At 45.9% G+C, this 16,046-nt stretch carries 15 protein-coding genes; 12 read left to right on the forward strand and 3 right to left on the reverse strand.

Annotation, left to right across the window (positions count from 1 at the left end; translation table 11 throughout):
* The first annotated feature begins 46 nt into the window (after positions 1 to 46).
* The 5 genes from ACZ5XY_RS02540 (at position 47) to ACZ5XY_RS02560 (ending at position 4,224) form a co-directional block, all read left to right on the forward strand.
* A complete protein-coding gene (locus ACZ5XY_RS02540) occupies positions 47 to 622 on the forward strand; it encodes a TerD family protein (RefSeq protein WP_464742669.1) in 576 nt (191 codons plus the stop codon).
* Between the two features lie 171 nt (positions 623 to 793).
* On the forward strand, positions 794 to 1,867 hold the full coding sequence (locus ACZ5XY_RS02545; protein ID WP_464742671.1) for a DUF475 domain-containing protein: 1,074 nt from the start codon (positions 794 to 796) through the stop codon (positions 1,865 to 1,867).
* A 241-nt stretch (positions 1,868 to 2,108) separates the two neighbouring features.
* Positions 2,109 to 2,684 carry a TerD family protein gene (locus ACZ5XY_RS02550; RefSeq protein WP_464742673.1) on the forward strand — a complete coding sequence of 192 codons (576 nt, stop codon included), beginning with the start codon at positions 2,109 to 2,111 and terminating at the stop codon, positions 2,682 to 2,684.
* A gap of 124 nt (positions 2,685 to 2,808) precedes the next feature.
* Positions 2,809 to 3,564: a TIGR00266 family protein gene (locus ACZ5XY_RS02555; protein ID WP_464742675.1), complete on the forward strand. Its 756-nt coding sequence runs from the start codon at positions 2,809 to 2,811 to the stop codon at positions 3,562 to 3,564.
* Between the two features lie 51 nt (positions 3,565 to 3,615).
* Entirely contained in the window at positions 3,616 to 4,224 is a 609-nt protein-coding gene (locus ACZ5XY_RS02560) for a TerD family protein (protein ID WP_464742677.1), read from the forward strand.
* A gap of 85 nt (positions 4,225 to 4,309) precedes the next feature.
* Here the strand turns inward: ACZ5XY_RS02560 and ACZ5XY_RS02565 are convergent, their stop codons facing one another.
* Positions 4,310 to 5,557 carry a TerD family protein gene (locus ACZ5XY_RS02565; protein ID WP_464742679.1) on the reverse strand — a complete coding sequence of 416 codons (1,248 nt, stop codon included), beginning with the start codon at positions 5,555 to 5,557 and terminating at the stop codon, positions 4,310 to 4,312.
* 194 nt (positions 5,558 to 5,751) lie between these two features.
* Here ACZ5XY_RS02565 and ACZ5XY_RS02570 point away from each other — a divergent pair, with 194 nt between their 5' ends.
* The 5 genes from ACZ5XY_RS02570 to ACZ5XY_RS02590 all read left to right on the forward strand — a co-directional run bounded on the left by ACZ5XY_RS02570 (position 5,752) and on the right by ACZ5XY_RS02590 (position 11,330).
* Positions 5,752 to 6,837, forward strand: coding sequence for an ATP-grasp domain-containing protein (locus ACZ5XY_RS02570; RefSeq protein WP_464742681.1), 1,086 nt, complete (start codon positions 5,752 to 5,754; stop codon positions 6,835 to 6,837).
* Positions 6,838 to 6,964: 127 nt separating this feature from the next.
* The gene (locus tag ACZ5XY_RS02575; RefSeq protein WP_464742683.1) at positions 6,965 to 8,191 is read left to right on the forward strand and encodes a phosphoribosyltransferase domain-containing protein; all 1,227 of its coding nucleotides are present in this window, start codon (positions 6,965 to 6,967) and stop codon (positions 8,189 to 8,191) included.
* A gap of 41 nt (positions 8,192 to 8,232) precedes the next feature.
* A complete protein-coding gene (locus ACZ5XY_RS02580) occupies positions 8,233 to 9,033 on the forward strand; it encodes a hypothetical protein (RefSeq protein ID WP_464742685.1) in 801 nt (266 codons plus the stop codon).
* Positions 9,034 to 9,053: 20 nt separating this feature from the next.
* Positions 9,054 to 10,190 carry a cysteine protease StiP domain-containing protein gene (locus ACZ5XY_RS02585; RefSeq protein ID WP_464742687.1) on the forward strand — a complete coding sequence of 379 codons (1,137 nt, stop codon included), beginning with the start codon at positions 9,054 to 9,056 and terminating at the stop codon, positions 10,188 to 10,190.
* Between the two features lie 75 nt (positions 10,191 to 10,265).
* Entirely contained in the window at positions 10,266 to 11,330 is a 1,065-nt protein-coding gene (locus ACZ5XY_RS02590) for an HpcH/HpaI aldolase/citrate lyase family protein (protein ID WP_464742689.1), read from the forward strand.
* Between the two features lie 6 nt (positions 11,331 to 11,336).
* On the opposite strand, the gene ACZ5XY_RS02595 is transcribed toward ACZ5XY_RS02590, so the two are convergent.
* The gene (locus ACZ5XY_RS02595; RefSeq protein ID WP_464742691.1) at positions 11,337 to 12,152 is read right to left on the reverse strand and encodes an alpha/beta fold hydrolase; all 816 of its coding nucleotides are present in this window, start codon (positions 12,150 to 12,152) and stop codon (positions 11,337 to 11,339) included.
* Between the two features lie 252 nt (positions 12,153 to 12,404).
* Here ACZ5XY_RS02595 and ACZ5XY_RS02600 point away from each other — a divergent pair, with 252 nt between their 5' ends.
* Both ACZ5XY_RS02600 and ACZ5XY_RS02605 read left to right on the forward strand, forming a co-directional pair.
* On the forward strand, positions 12,405 to 13,202 hold the full coding sequence (locus tag ACZ5XY_RS02600; protein ID WP_464742693.1) for an enoyl-CoA hydratase/isomerase family protein: 798 nt from the start codon (positions 12,405 to 12,407) through the stop codon (positions 13,200 to 13,202).
* 41 nt (positions 13,203 to 13,243) lie between these two features.
* Positions 13,244 to 13,654 carry a hypothetical protein gene (locus ACZ5XY_RS02605; RefSeq protein ID WP_464742695.1) on the forward strand — a complete coding sequence of 137 codons (411 nt, stop codon included), beginning with the start codon at positions 13,244 to 13,246 and terminating at the stop codon, positions 13,652 to 13,654.
* Positions 13,655 to 13,780: 126 nt separating this feature from the next.
* Here the strand turns inward: ACZ5XY_RS02605 and ACZ5XY_RS02610 are convergent, their stop codons facing one another.
* Entirely contained in the window at positions 13,781 to 15,991 is a 2,211-nt protein-coding gene (locus tag ACZ5XY_RS02610) for a PhoX family protein (protein ID WP_464742697.1), read from the reverse strand.
* Positions 15,992 to 16,046: the final 55 nt, after the last annotated feature.

The following is a 16,046-nucleotide window of genomic DNA, read 5'->3' on the forward strand; positions in this document are numbered from 1 at the left end:
TAGTCAGACGATTTTTTATAATTTTTAATGATAATAAGGACAACTTATGGCGTTATCTCTTAGTAAGGGCGGCAACTTATCACTGACCAAAACCGACCCCACCTTAAATAAACTGTTAATCGGTCTTGGTTGGGATGAGCGCGCAACCTCAGGGGCGGAGTTTGATTTGGACGCCAGCGTATTTTTGCTGAGCAATGCCGGAAAGGTTCGCGGCGACCATGATTTTATTTTTTATAACCAATTAAAATCGGACAATGGCGCGGTTGAACATACCGGTGATAACCGAACCGGCGAAGGCGATGGTGACGACGAGGTTATCAAAGTCAACCTTGCGCAAGTGCCAAACGACATCGACAAAATCGTGGTGACCGTGACCATTCATGATGCTGCCGTTCGCAACCAAAACTTTGGTCAAGTCGCCAATGCTTTTATCCGTGTGGTCAATGAAGACACCGGCGCGGAAGTCGTTCGCTTTGACTTGGCAGAAGACTATTCGGTAGAAACGGCAATGGTCTTTGGCGAGGTTTACCGTCATAACGGCGAGTGGAAATTCCGCGCGGTCGGTCAAGGCTATTCAGGCGGCTTGCAAGCCATGTGCCATCAGTACGGCGTCAATATTTAGCCTTAAATTTGGTTTGCAAAATAATCACAATTTACCCTAGCAAATTTTTGCTAAATGCTTTATGTTGCAATAAAGGATTATTAAGAAAAAGTGGCTCTCATTGAGCCACTTTTTTGTAATTTTGGGCGGGAATAATTTGATGATACGCTTTGCAACCGGACAGGATTTGTCATGAGACATTTTTATTTAGACTTTATTTTTACGGCAATAGCACTTGTGGTGGCGGCGTGGTGGGGCTACTCTCACGGCGGTCTGGGAGGGCTGATTACGGCGCTGTCGATTACTGCGATTTTGGCGGTGATGGAAGTTTCTTTATCATTTGATAACGCGGTGGTTAATGCCTCGGTGCTCAAGCACTGGGACAAATTTTGGAAAATGATTTTTTTAACCGTTGGGATTTTGATTGCCGTTTTTGGCATGCGCTTGGTATTTCCGATTGTCATTGTGGCGGTAACTGCTGACCTTGGCATGATGGAAGTGGTGAATTTAGCGCTTTATAACCCTACCGAATACTCAGAAAAACTGCTCGCCCACCATGCAGAAATCTCAGCATTTGGCGGCATGTTCTTACTTCTTGTGTTCTTAAACTTCTTATTTGATGACAAAGACGTTCATTGGTTTGATTGGCTTGAAAGCCGCTTGGCAAAGTTCGGTCAAGTCGATGCCATGAGCGTATTTGTGGCGCTTGCCATTTTGGTGCTGTCATTAACTTGGGTCGATAATGCCAAAGATTCGGTCGTCTTGATGGCAGGGGTTTGGGGTATTTTGATTTATCTTGGCGTTCAAGTGGTCTCCAGTATGCTTGAGGGCGATTTGGAAGAAACCGAAGAAGCTGCTGAGCAAGGTAACGCTGCTGCCGCTGGAAGCGCCATTATGAAAGGCGGGATTGCCGGATTCTTATATTTAGAAGTCCTTGATGCATCATTCAGTTTTGATGGCGTCATTGGCGCATTTGCCATTACCAATGATGTGATTATTATCATGTTAGGTCTTGCCATTGGTGCGATGTTTGTACGTTCCATGACCATCTTTTTGGTGGACAAAGGCACGCTTGATGAGTTCATCTATCTTGAGCACGGCGCGCATTATGCCATTGGTGCCCTTGCCATTATCATGCTGTTATCAATGCGCTTTGAAGTTCCAGAGCTGGTCACCGGACTTATTGGGGTTGCCTTTATTGTTTGGGCGTTGTTTGCGTCAATCAAGCATCGAAAGCTTGAAGCAAAAACGACCCCACTTGAATAATTTTTTATAAAACGGACTGTATTTTACAATATGGTCTGTTGTTAGCCCTTATTTTCGTATAACAATTTTAAAATCTAGCGGAAAAAACGCTTAAGATTGCAAAACTTTAGCACAAAATTTGGCTTGCACAATCCCTATTCGCTCAAGTATAGTTGATTGCAGTGAGCGGAAATTTTTGACGCCAAGACAGTAAAAACAATGCGAAACCAACAATAAACTCAATTTGCTTAAAGGACATCTTATGGCTATTAGCTTAACCAAAGGCGGCAACGTTAACTTATCCAAAGAAGCGCCAGGGCTTACCAACATTACCGTGGGTCTTGGTTGGGACCCGCGCGCCACCGACGGTCAAGATTTTGATTTGGACGCGATTGGCTTTTTGCTCAATGACGCCGGAAAAGTTCGCAATGACAGCGATTTTATCTTTTTTAACAATTTAAAATCAGACAACGGCGCGGTTGAGCACACCGGCGACAACCGCACTGGCGAAGGCGCAGGCGATGACGAAACCATTAAAGTCAATCTTGCCATCATCCCAAGCGATGTGAACAAAGTGGCCGTTTGCGCCATCATTTATGACGGTCAAACGCGAAACCAAAACTTCGGTCAAGTCAGTGATGCTTATATCCGCATCATCAATGACAACGGCGGCACTGAGATTGCTCGATTTGACTTGTCAGAAGATGGCAGTACCGAAACGGCGATGATTTTTGGTGAATTGTACCGCCACAGCGGCGACTGGAAGTTCCGCGCCGTCGGTCAAGGCTTTAACGGCGGTCTTGGACCGTTAGCTGCCTCTTACGGTGTTAACGTTTAAACTTCTGCTTGCATTTTTTGCCATCAAATGCTCAAGTGGTGTTTGGTGGCTTTATTTTATTAAGATGGCTTGTTACTAAAAGCTATTATTAATTTCTTATTAAAAAGTACGATAGGACAGCATTATGGCGGCAACCTTTAGTCTGATTGGCACGATTGAACCGTTTTTACATTGCAACTTAAAAAAAGGCGACGCGATATTTTGTGAAGCCAACGCGATGGTGATGATGGAGTCGAACCTTGAGTTAAAAGGTAAGCTTCAAGGCGGAATTATGCAGTCACTCATGCGCCGCTTTGCCAACGATGAGTCGCTATTTCAGCAGCAAATCGAGGCCGTTCATGGCGAGGGCGATTGCCTGCTTGCGCCAACCCTTGATGGCGATATGCAGATTTTAGACGTAGGCGCTTGCCAATATACGCTCAGTGATGGCGCGTTTGTTGCGGCGCAATCGGGCGTTGATATCCGAGCGCAAATTCAGCGCAACCTTGGCGGCGCCATATTTGGCGATACCGGCGGCTTTATGGTGATGCAAACTCACGGTCATGGTCAAGTGGTGGTGTCAGGGTTTGGTTCGTTGTTTGAAATTGACGTCACCCCTGATAAAGATGTCATCATTGATAACGGTCACGTCGTTTGTTGGGACTCACGACTTGATTATAAATTGTCGGTATCGACCAGTAAAAACAAAGGCTTTGTTGGCAATATCATCAATTCGGTGACCAGTGGCGAGGGTATGGTATTGAACTTTTCCGGCAGCGGTAAAGTGGTCATCTGCTCGCGCAACCGCGACAGCTACCAAAGCTGGCTTCAAAGCATTCTTGGCACAAGCTCTGGTGGTCGCGGCGGTAGTAGCAACGGCTTTTTAAACAACATTTTATAAAACCTTTTTTTATAAAACTTCAAAAATCATAGCAATAATAAGGAGAAGAACATGGCAGTTAGTTTGCAAAAAGGGCAAAAAATTTCGCTGGCGAAAGAAGCCGGCGGCGAATTAAACCACGTTAAATTGGGGCTTGGCTGGGATGTGGCAACCCAAAGCGTCCCGCAAAAATCAGGACTATTAGGAAAACTGTTTGGCGGCGGCGTTGGTGGCAGTTCCATCGACCTTGACGCCTCTTGCATTATGTTTGATGCCAACAAACAGCAGGTCGATGCCGTTTGGTTTAGCCAATTGCAATCCAAAGACGGCAGCATCACCCATTCCGGCGACAACCGAACTGGCGCAGGCGATGGCGACGATGAAGTCATCAACGTTGATTTATCGCGCGTTCCAAGCAATGTCACCGCGCTTATCTTTACCGTCAACAGCTTTACCGGTCAAAGCTTTGACAATGTTGCTAATGCTTACTGCCGATTGGTTGATGCCAATAATAACAAGGAAGTAGCGCGATATGACTTATCCGCTCAGGGCAACCACACCGCACTGATTATGGCAAAGGTTTATCGCCATAATAACGAGTGGAAAATGCACGCCATTGGCGAGATTGCCACCGGTCGCACCTTTCACGACTTAATGCCGTCAATTGTGCCGTTTGTTTAAGTCGGTTTTAAAATCAGCTTTTGAATTTCAGTACCATTAAGTTTTAATCTCAGCCCACCATAAGCATGGGCTGATTTTTTGTCTCTTACTTACGACCGCGCTTCCAATTAAAGCCCCAATTAAAAGCTTTATCCATATATTGATGACCTTGAAAATATTGGTCAAGGCGCTCAACATTAATGCTGCCGTTTTGATTGACAAGGCGCGCAATCGCGCACATCGGTAAATTGCCCGCGCCTTCAGTGAGCCGCGTTTCAATCGGCGGCTGCTCCGGAACATAAATCGTCACTACGCCATCCGTCTGCGACCAGTTTGGAACGCCCTCATAAATAAAGGCAAAAATAAGCACCTCATCAATCTGCGACCAGTTGGCGCCATTGATATCAAGCCACTCGCCGCCTGCAATCTGACCGGTTCGGTCATCGCCGCGAAGGCAAACAAACGGCGCGCGCTGCAAATCACCAAAATTGCCACCAAGCGCTTGAATTAAGGTTTTGTCGCCATTTTTTAGCGAAATCATTGCCCCCAAATCCAAATCAACGCTTGCTGAGCTGCTGCTCTGTTTAAATAAATCGCTTAAGCGACCTTTTTTTGGCGCTTGCGGCGTAACGCTACCACCTTGATTCCAGTTAAGATTGATAGAAATCTTGCCAAAATTGTCACGCTTTTGCAGATTGATGGTCGATTGGTTTTTGGTTAAGGTAATTTTGCTTAAATTAACCGTAGGCGCAGGTGGCGGCGTGCTTTTTTGGGAATTTATATTTGAGTTCGCAGAATTTGGATTGATTCCTGAGGATTGATTTTGAAACGGGCTTGGCGGCGGTGTTGGTGCCGGACTGTCGGCAATTTCAACCCCAAAATGCTCGGATAACGGCTTTAACCCGCCATCAAACCCTTGAGCAATAAAGCGAAACTTCCAAGCGCCTTGACGTTTGTAGCATTCAGCTAAAATCATCGCCTTTTCACTGCGATTGGCGGCGCTCAGCGGACAGTTTAATAAAAGCGTTTGACCTTGAAACACTTGAATATCAATGTCGCCCAACTGCGCAAGCGGCTTATCACTTGAAAAGGCAATGGCAATTTTTTCGATGTCGGCGGGCTGATTGGTTAAATTGATATCAAAAAAACCATCAGCATCATGACCGCGAAAGCTGACCGTGGCATCATCAGCGCGCGTTTGATTATAAAAAATCATATCGCCATCACCGCGAACTTTTCCTGCGCTCGTCAAGCGGTAAGCGGCGCAATCAATCGGCAATTGGCTGATAATACGAACGCTAATGCTGTCATTTGGCAGCGCGGTATTGGCGCCGGCAACTAAAGTTTGGCTCATAAATTATCCTTGTTATTTTTAAAAAATTGATTCATTAAAACTTGGTTTGCCCTATAGTAGCATGAGCGCTTGGCAATTTGCTTTATTCAAAAGAAAGTTTGGCTTTGACTGTCACCCATTGGCGCAATCGACTATAATTCACTATTGGTAAACTTTTAAAATAACTTTTGGCGCAGCCCTGTAGAGCAACTTTTATGAGCAATAATTCAGCTACAAATATTCCTGCCGTTTGGCTTGCCGAGGGTCAATCAAGCCAGCGCGATATGCTGCAAAGTTTGCAAGCGCTGAAAGCCCAATCAACCTTAAAATTTACCATCATTGCTTCGCACCGCCACAACCGCCCCGAGATTTTTGAATTTGCCGATAAAGTCTATATCGAGCCAAAAGATAATGACGAAAATGCCTTACCGCGATGGCAATTTGTACTCAATCACGCCCGCGAAAACAACGTCAAGGCGCTGCTGACAGGTCGCAACAGCATCGATTATGAAGCGCATCGCGAGGAATTTACCAAAGCTGGAATTCGCTTGTTAACGGGAGCCACGTCAACGAAAAGCCTTGCGGCAATTGATGACAAATTTGCCTTTATGCAGCATTGCCAAGCTAATAACATTGCCGTGGCAACCGCTTGGCGTTTTGAAACGCTTGCTGAGCTGCAAGATTTGTTAGCCAAGCATGGTGATGAGCCACTTTGCGTAAAACCGGTCAGCGGAATTTTTGCGCAGGGATTTTGGCAACTGGATACCGGAAAACCTGATAATAAAGCCTATGACAGCTTTGAGCACTTATATTTTACCGACGATAAGAAAATCCATCTTGAGCAGTTTATCAGTGCTTATCAGCACAGCGACATGATTAAAAATAAGCCCATTCCGATGCTGCTTATGCCCTATTTGTCCGGTCAAGAGTTTTCGATTGATGTCGTTTGCGAGAACGGCGAAATTTTAGCTGCCATCACGCGCCATAAAATGGATAAGATTCAACATATTGGTCTTGATGATGCGGTGATGATGGTTGTCACGCCTTTGATTCGCGCGTTTCGCTGTGATGGTATTATCAGCGTTCAAACCAAAGCGGACGTTGATGGCAATCACCGCGTCCTTGAAATCAACAGCCGACCCTCCGGCGGTATTGACTACACCCGTCATAGCGGCGTTGATTTGACCCAAATTGGCTTTGGCTATTGGCTTGGACTTACCCCAAAACCAAATCTTGCAGCCGTTGGTCAGCAAATCAAATCCTGTCAAGTTCGGGCGATTACGGTTGGGGTGAAGGTCTAATTTCAACGGCTAAACTTAATAAACTAACACTCTTAAAAATTGACATGTTAGCGCTTTATATTTGGTAAAAATAGCCTTTATAATACGCGAATTTGGCATCAATGCCGCTTGAGACGCCCAACTTATCATGATTGATTCAAATACTAGCCCATCAAAACTTACCGTAACCCTACCCCGGGGAACGCTTTATTTAACTTATCAAAGCAACCCAAACCTTGATAATCGCTATGACATTGCCGACTTATTAGATTTTGCGCAGCGGATTAACCCAAAGCGGGCGTTTTTGTTTGTGTCCAAAGTCCTTGGGCGTCATATTCCCGTTGCCCCAAGCGTGATGCGCCGCGCCTTTAGCGATTTGGCAGGGTTGATTCCTGAAGGTTTGCCCGAGCCGATTTTGGTACTTGGCATGGCAGAAACTGCCGTTGGGCTGTCGGCAGGCGTTCATCAAGTGCTGCAATCGCGCTACCCAAACGCGCTACTGCTCAATTCAACCCGCCATGCCATTAACCACCCTGATGCCAAACTTTTAACAACATTTAGCGAAGACCACAGCCACGCCAGCCGCCATCTGATTTATCAAAGTGACGATGAGCAAACGCAAAGCGCCATTTTAAATACCAAAACGCTCATCATGGTTGATGATGAAGCGTCAACGGGAAATACTTGTCGAAACGTGGTCAATGCGCTAACAGAGGCAGGACTCAATCAGCTTGAGCAAGTACACTTGGCAACGCTCGTCGACTGGTCGCTTAACTCAGGGTCAAATGTTGAGGACACAAAAGATATTCAATTTTTTCGGCAACATTTATTAGCGGGCAATTGGCAATGGTCGGATGCGCCCAATCCTAACCCCATCATTATGCCAAGCTTAGATACCACAGCGGCAGGCTCTGAGCCAGTATTACCAACGGGAAATTGGGGACGGCAGCCAACTCTTGATAGCACCTCAGGATTTGGCAATTATTTAGCCAATTTTTGGGAAAGTTTTGCGCGCAAATTTGGCAACAATGCGACGCTTCCCAAGCGAATATTAGTGCTAGGTAGTAACGAATTTGTTTGGTTGCCATTTTTATTGGCTGAGCATTTAGATCAACAAACCTTATTACAAGACTCAGATCCTAAGGTTTGCTTTAGCGCCTTGACCCGCTCGCCGATTGCGATGGGTGGCGCGATTTCTGCAACGTTAAGCTTTCGTGACAATTATGGCTTGGGAATGACCAATTTTGTTTATAATGTCGCGCCAAGCGCTTGGGAGTTGATTGTCCTTTGTATAGAGACGCCAGCCGATAGCGTAGATGAACTTTGGCAAAATTTGGACAACGTGCTGATTGTTAGCCCTGAGCCATCGTTTTAGCTAATTTTTAACTGACCTTTAATAAACCACCGAGCCAAACCATGAGCGCGTCATTTTTTAAGTCTGATTCAAACGTTATTTTGCCTTATGCTTTTATGGATTTGGACGATACCTTATTTCAAACCAAACGCAAAATCGATGCTTGGCAACTGGCGGTCGATGACGATACGCTGACTTGCGCAGCAGTTAATAAAAAAAATGAACCGCTGAGCTTTATGAGCGCTCGGCAAAATGCCTTTGTCAATTGGCTGCTTGTTAGTACCGAATTAATCGTCGTGACCGCTCGCGACAAAGACGAAATCCAGCGCGTGAAATTGCCTTTTGCCAGTTGGCAGGTTCTGACTCATGGCGCGCTAATTGTCACGCCAAAAGGCAAGCCGCTTGAGTCTTGGCAAGAAAAAATGCAATTAGCGCTCACGCCTTTGCAAGATAAATTAAACTCGCTGACTGCCTTGATTCAGCCATTAAGTAATGAAGAGTTGACTTTTACACCGCATAACGATATTTTTTGTGGTAAGGACTTGATGATTTATTTGGCGATTAAACATCCACAAAAAGACCATGACGTGCTTGCAACTTTGGCAAAAAAGTTACCATCTCTTATTCCGGATTTTACCGATAATTTTTATATTCATGTCAATGCCAACAATTTAGCGATTTTACCTCACGCCATTCACAAAAAAAACGCCGTCAATTTTTTGCTTGAAACTTATTTAGACCCAAACCGACCGAGCTTTGGCTTTGGTGACAGCGTGGCGGATTTGCCGTTTTTGCAAGGTCTTGATTGGTATGGCATGCCGGCTCGCGGTCAGCTTCACGACCATTTAAACGCCTCTATTTAACCCAAGCGGAATAATATTAAATGACAACAATCAATGAGTTTGGGTCAGGAAGCTATTTACCAAGCGATGTCACGGTGCTGCTTGAGGTGGTGGATAAAGCAAGCGTGATGGACGTGCCAACCGCGCAAAAAGAGGCGCTAATTCAAAGCGGCAAGCGACATTATTCTGAAATGTTAACTTTGGAAACCGCACCGACGCCTGAGCATTTGGCGTTATACCAATCGGCGCTTGATGATGGCAAAAATAGAATGGCCGCCGAGATTGCCAATTTAACGGCAACGCTTACCGAAATTTTTGCAAAAGATATTGATGCCGAGCAGCCGCTTATTTTAGTCAGCCTGGTTCGGGCAGGGTTACCCATTGGCGTATTATTGCAGCGCGCGCTGAATGAAAACAAGGTTTCAAGTCGGCATTTTGGTTTAAGTATTTTGCGCGGTCGCGGTCTTGATTTGACGGCATTAAAGCTTATTTTGCAAAACTTTCCAAAAAGCCCTATCGTTTTTATTGATGGCTGGACAGGAAAAGGGGCAATTTATGATGAGCTTGCCAAAAGCCTTGCGCTGTTTAATGACCCAAGTCATGCCCACTTTAGCCAAATTTTTCATCAAGGTAACCACGTCATTGCGCTATTAACCCTTGCTGACCCTGCAGGCGTGGCTTGGCTTTCGGCAAGCTCGGACGATTGGCTGATTCCGTCAGGGCTATTAAATAGCACGGTTTCAGGATTGATTTCGCGAAGTTTATCAGCAACTTCGCCAGCAAATTTGCATCGCTGCGTGACTTATGACGATTTAATAAATGAGGATGTCAGCCTTGATTTTATAAATCAAATTGATAATGAAAGACAAAGCTTAATTCAAGCGCCGACCATTTTGCCGACCTATTCTCAGCCGCGATATGCCACCAAAGCCATCATTGATAAGTTGGCAAATCAGTATGATATTAGCAATCGCAACCGAATTAAGCCGACAATTGCGGAGGCCACGCGAGCCATTTTGCGCCGTGACCCCGAGCGCGTGTTACTTGCTGCGCCCAATCATCCAGATACCGCGCTGCTTCGGCATTTATGTTCGGCGCGCGATATTAAAATAGAGGTTTTAGGCGAGGCGCTTTTACCTTATCAAGCCGTCACCCTAATCAAACAGCGAGCATCTTAATTTTAATGATAGGTTTTTGAACAAAAACCAATTAAGATAAGCGCTAAACATTATATTTTAACTTTAATTTTCGTGATGACTGCGATGCCCGATACCCTTGCCAGCCTCAATCAGCCCGCCCAATCTTTGGTGAACGCAACGACGTTTCCCGATGAAACGCCAAACGCGCGCGCCCAACACCCCTATCAGCTTGGGGCAAGCTTATATATGCCTGCCACGCGGCAAGACATTTGGCAGGTGATTAAGCGTGATAAGTTGCCAACGATTAACAGCATTATCATTTGCCTTGAGGATGCGGTCAGTCAAAATGACGTTGATTTAGCGCTCAACCAATTCCAATCCCTGCTTAAGACTTGGCAATCAAATTACCAAAGCATCAATAGTCCAAATCAAACTATTGATTCAGACCGTAAAAACCCCATTCGACCGCTTGTGTTCGTTCGACCGCGCAATCCTGAAATGCTCTACCAACTTGCTGATTTTGAACATATTAATCTGATAGATGGTTTTGTGCTGCCAAAGGTTGATTTATTTACTTTGCCAAAATGGGTTGAAGCTTGCGCGGTTCATGATGCCAACAAGCTATTAATGCCAACGCTTGAAACGGCAGCGGTTTTTAATCCGCAGCATAATGAGGAGCTTGCTGCCGCGTTTAAAGACGCGTTTAATCAAAGCATATTTGCGCTGCGAATTGGCGGCAACGATTTATTTGCCGCGTTGAGACTGCGCCGACCTAAAGACAGTATCGTTTATGAGACGCCCATTGGCATGCTTGCTTATCAATTGCTTGGCGCGTTTGTGCCGCATGGCTTTTATTTATCCGCGCCGGTATTTGAATATCTCGACCAGCCTATGCTGTTTATGCAGGAGCTCAATCGTGATGTCAGCCTCGGTTTGGTGGGCAAAACAGTGATTCACCCCAGCCAAATTGCCCTTGTTCAACAAGCATTTTGCGTTCCAAGCAGCATTTTGGAGGAAGCTCAACAAATTTTGCACGCCGAGGCAAAAGCGGTATTTAAATTTAACAATACCATGCTTGAGCCTGCCACGCACCGCGCTTGGGCAACTGAAATCATCAATCGCGCTGCTGTATTTGGCACGATTAACGACAGCCCAAGTGATTATAAACCGTTAATATAACTAAATTTAGCAACTTAACCCGCTTAAAAACTTCTGAATCACCGAATTTACTTGCTCAGGCTCTTCAATGGTTGAGCTGTGACCGGCGCGCGCAATCACCGCAAGCTTTGAGCAGGCAATGCCAAAATGCAGCCGCTCAGATTTGATGTAAGGGGTGGCTTTGTCGTCCGTTCCTGCGACAATAAGCGTTGGCGTTTTGATCTTGTAGAGTTTTTCAAAAACGCCGCCGCGCTCAATTACCCCAATCGTCGCTCGCGTTACCCCAGTTTTATGATTGTCTTGCATTCGCTCTTGCCAAGCTTTGCACTCATTTTTACGCGATTTATCGGTCAAAAACGCGTTACCAAACATGATTGGCATCACTTTTTTACTGGTTCGGCGTATCCCAAGCCAGCGCAAACTTGCCAAAAATTTTGCATACTGCGCCGCCTTAATAGCTTCTTCAGGGTCAGCGGTCGTGTTGAGTAGCATCAACGAGTTTAATCGGTCAGGAAAATCAATCGCCAATCGCAGTCCAACAAAGCCGCCCATCGACAGCCCCAAAAAATGACAGCGCTTAATGTTCAGCACATCCAAAAGCGCCACCACATCGCGCGTTAAATTGTCCATATCGTAGCCATCTTTGGTAATCTGTGAGCGACCTTGACCACGAAAATCAAACGCGATACAGCGAAACTGATCGCTTAACGCGGCAACTTGCGAATCAAACATTTTCAAATTCCAAAGCAGACCGTGAGCAAACACGATCACCGGCTTGCTGTTATCATTGGGGGCGCTGTCTTCATAATAAATGCTGGCATCGTTCAGCTCAACTTGGGGCATAACGTCATCCTTGATCATAATTGGCAATATTTTTCTTTAGCATAAATCACAATGCCCGCTTTGAATAGCGCAATTCAAGACGAAATGAAACTTTTTATTTAAGGCAGGTAATTTTTAAGCAAGCTTTATCTTTTTTTAGACGCATGGCTTACAATTGCGGATTTTTCTTCCTTCATCAACCTGATATAGTCAGCTTAAACAAGCCGTTTGTGATCCACGCGCCCATTGCCAAAACAAGAATAAGGAATCGTTATGCCAACTGACCTTGTGACCTATCAGGTTGCCGACCACATTGCGACCATTACCATGAACGATCCGGCGACGCTCAATGCCATCAGCACGCCTATGAAAAATGCGCTGATGGCGGCACTTATTGAGGCTGATAGCGATGATGACGTTCGGGTGATTGTCCTTCAAGGCAGCAATCAAAACTTTTCAAGCGGCGGTCACATTGGTGAGATGCTTGAAAATGGCACAAAAACCGAAGCTTTGGCAGAAAAAATTGAAGCGATGGTCAGTGGCGTTGCCGAGCTGAGCTTAAAATTGCGAACCGTTTATAAGCCCATTATTGCCAAATTAGAAGGCGCGGTGGCAGGAGCGGGAATGAACTTGGCACTCACTTGTGACTTTCGCATTGCAAGCGACAATGCCAAATTTGTGCAAGCCTTTGTTAATATTGGCTTAATTCCAGATGCCGGTGGCATTTATTTATTAACTCAGCTGATCGGGGCGGCAAAAACGACCGAGCTTGTGATGCTGGGTGACAAATTGACGGCAGAGGACATGAAGCGGCTTGATTTGGTCAACGAGGTGACAAGTGCAGCTCATATTGATGATTGCACCCAACAGCTTGCCAAGCGCTTAAGTCAACTGCCAAGTAAAGCCCTTGCTACCATGAAAGATATGGTTAATACTCACGCATTTATGGGACTCAATGAAGCGCTTGATATGGAAGTTCATCAGCAAACGATGATGGCACAAACGGCAGAGTTTAAAGAAGGCATCAGCGCGTTTATGGAAAAGCGCGCGCCGAATTATCAAAATAAGTAAGCTAATTTTTGACAAGTTGATCGTAAAATTTAAGACTGACTATGAAAAAATACCTCATCGGATTTGGCTTAGCCTTGATTGCCTCAACGGCAATTGCAGACTCGTTTTGGAATCATAACGGCTCCATCATGCGACTATCCGACTACGGCAATGAGCGCGTATTTTCCTATGAGCACCCATCCGATAAAATGCAAAGCGCAGGCGTCAGATCCGGCGACGTCTTATTTAATGGTGTTCGGCGCGGCGATAAATATTACGGCACTGCGCATGTTTTTTCTAAATATTGCAATCATAGCCTGCCCTATAAAGTCAGTGGTAACGTTTATAAAGATGCCAAAGTGGTGCTTTCTGGAACCCGACCAAGTTACGATACCGGCTACAACAAAGGCTGTTTGCCAAACGGTAAAATGCGAACGGATACACTGGTTTTTACGTATATCAGCTCAGAATAATCAGACAAAGCTTGTCAATTGAATAAGGCAGCTGTTCAAAAAACAGCTAACTGGCTTCGAATATCATCAAAAAAAAAGGGCGGCTCAGTTAAATGACCGCCCCATTGTTTTATCTAAAAGGGCAAATTATGCTTGATTGACCGACTCAGCAAGGATCACATCGCCGTCATCTTTGGTAATCATCACGGTTGCTGATCGCGGCGTGCTGCCACCGGCAACCGCGCCCCACGACTCTTCTGGGTGCTGAATATTGATAAATAAGGTTTTAAAATCGGGCGTTAGCGTAATCCCTGTGACCTCGCAGCCTTTTGGTCCCACAAAAAAGCGCTTAATGGTGTCCTCAGTGGCCGTTTTTCCCATAATCGTAGCTTGATTGGCTGAAGTGATGATTGGCGCGCCATCTTTAACTTGACCGGGCAACGCGGCAAGCAACATGCAGCTGCTGGTATCGGTATAAGCGCCGTCATCGGTCTGAATCCAAAGTACGCCGCGCGGATCAAAGTACAAGCCATCGGGCGAAGAAAAGTCATTCTTCGCCGTTAATGCCGATAGGTTCTCCGCCGCTAACTCATTTGGGGCGGCAAACAAATAGATATCCCATTCAAAGCTTGTCGCGGCATGGTCGCCGCCAGTTTCTGACCAGCGGATGATATGACCGTTATCATTGCCGCGGGCTTTATTGCCGACACGATAACTGCGCGGATTTGATGCGCTTAACGGCTGATCGCTTTTCTCGCCGCGATACTTATTATTGGTCAAAGTCACATAAACTTCACCGGTAATCGGACTCACAGAAACCCACTCAGGGCGATCCATTTTGGTGGCACCAAGCGCATCCGCTGCCGCCCGAGCAAAAATCAGCACCTCATCTTGACCATAAAAAGGCAGCTCGCTATTGGTCGAATCTAAGCCATTTTGACCATAAACCAACGAGCGCCACTCACCGCGACCATCTTCATGAAACACAGCAACATAAAGCGTGCCCTTATCCATATATTTATCGCCTGCTTTTAAGCCGCCGCCGATGTCTTTATTTGACCAAAGCGCGCTTGACACAAATTTATAAATATATTCGCCGCGAGCATCATCACCCATATAAAACACCACCGGTTTGCCTTCAATGACGGGCGCATAAGCACAGTTTTCATGAGCAAAGCGCCCCAATGCCGTACGTTTTTTAGGAGCAGAACTTGGGTCAAACGGATCAATTTCGGTGATATAACCAAACGTGTTAAAGTTGTTGCGATAATCCTCGGTCGCACTTGCCCCAGAAGCCGTCATATCCCAACGCGAAAACTCATCTTCAAAAATTGCCTTGCCAGCAGCAGGCGTATGCCAAAGGTAGCCGTTGCCTGCAAAATTGGGATTAGCACCATAGCGCGATCGACCATAATTTTGAGCCGCGGTAAGCTTACTGTCATCTTGACCACGCGCAAAAACGCCTACAAAATTTTCTTCTGTGGTCAGATACGTGCCCCAAGGTGACAGCCCTGCCCCGCAGTTGTTATTAATGCCGCGCGTTTGGTGACCGGTTGGGTCAAACTTTGTCTTTACCCAATCCGATCCTGCGACAGGTCCTGACAATTGCGTCACCGTACTGCTGGTAACCCTACGATTGTATTTAGACACTGGCACCAACTCATAACCTTTTCCATTACCGCGCTTTCGAAGTTCAGCAACACAAACCCCATGACAGTTGACCTCACGGCGAACATCACTTGCCAACCGGCGCTTTTGAAAAATAGGCGCAGCGTTGTTATTTTCAAAAACCTTATACCCAAAAGGGCTAAGCTCTTCGCTGTTCACATACTCATGATTCATCACAAGCAGCCCATTGTCCGATACTTTTGGATGATACGAGCTGCCTTGCTTTCCAAAAAACCACATGCCATCATGATTGTCACCCACACGCCACTCAAACGACTCAGCGGACAGCAAGCGATCATCGCGCCAGTCCTCAAGCCCCGGCATCAGCGGCGTTCCAAGCGGCAAAATCATTTCAGCGCTATAACCCTCGGCAACGCTCATTTGTGCCGCCGTTGAATGCGCCACCGCGTTAAATTTTAGCGCCTCAGGTCGACTCAAATTGCCCGACGCTGGAATAGCGGCTTGGTTATCTCCACTGGATGGAATCAGGTTGTCGCCTTCATCATTTTGACAACCCACCAACGGCAGCGCCCCAAAAAATGCAGCAGCAGTCAGCCCCGCCCCACCCTTTAACAAGCTTCGGCGCTGCAATCGGCGGCTGATGACCGTTTGAAAGTCAAGGTTATTGGTGGGATTTGAGTCCTCAATCATTTCATGAGCAAGATTTTTTGGCGGGCTTAGTTGAGTCATAATAACTTACCTTGCAATTAGCGGGATAAAAATAGCAAATAAAAATCAGCACTAT

This window comes from Psychrobacter sp. GTC18467 (genome assembly GCF_055397455.1).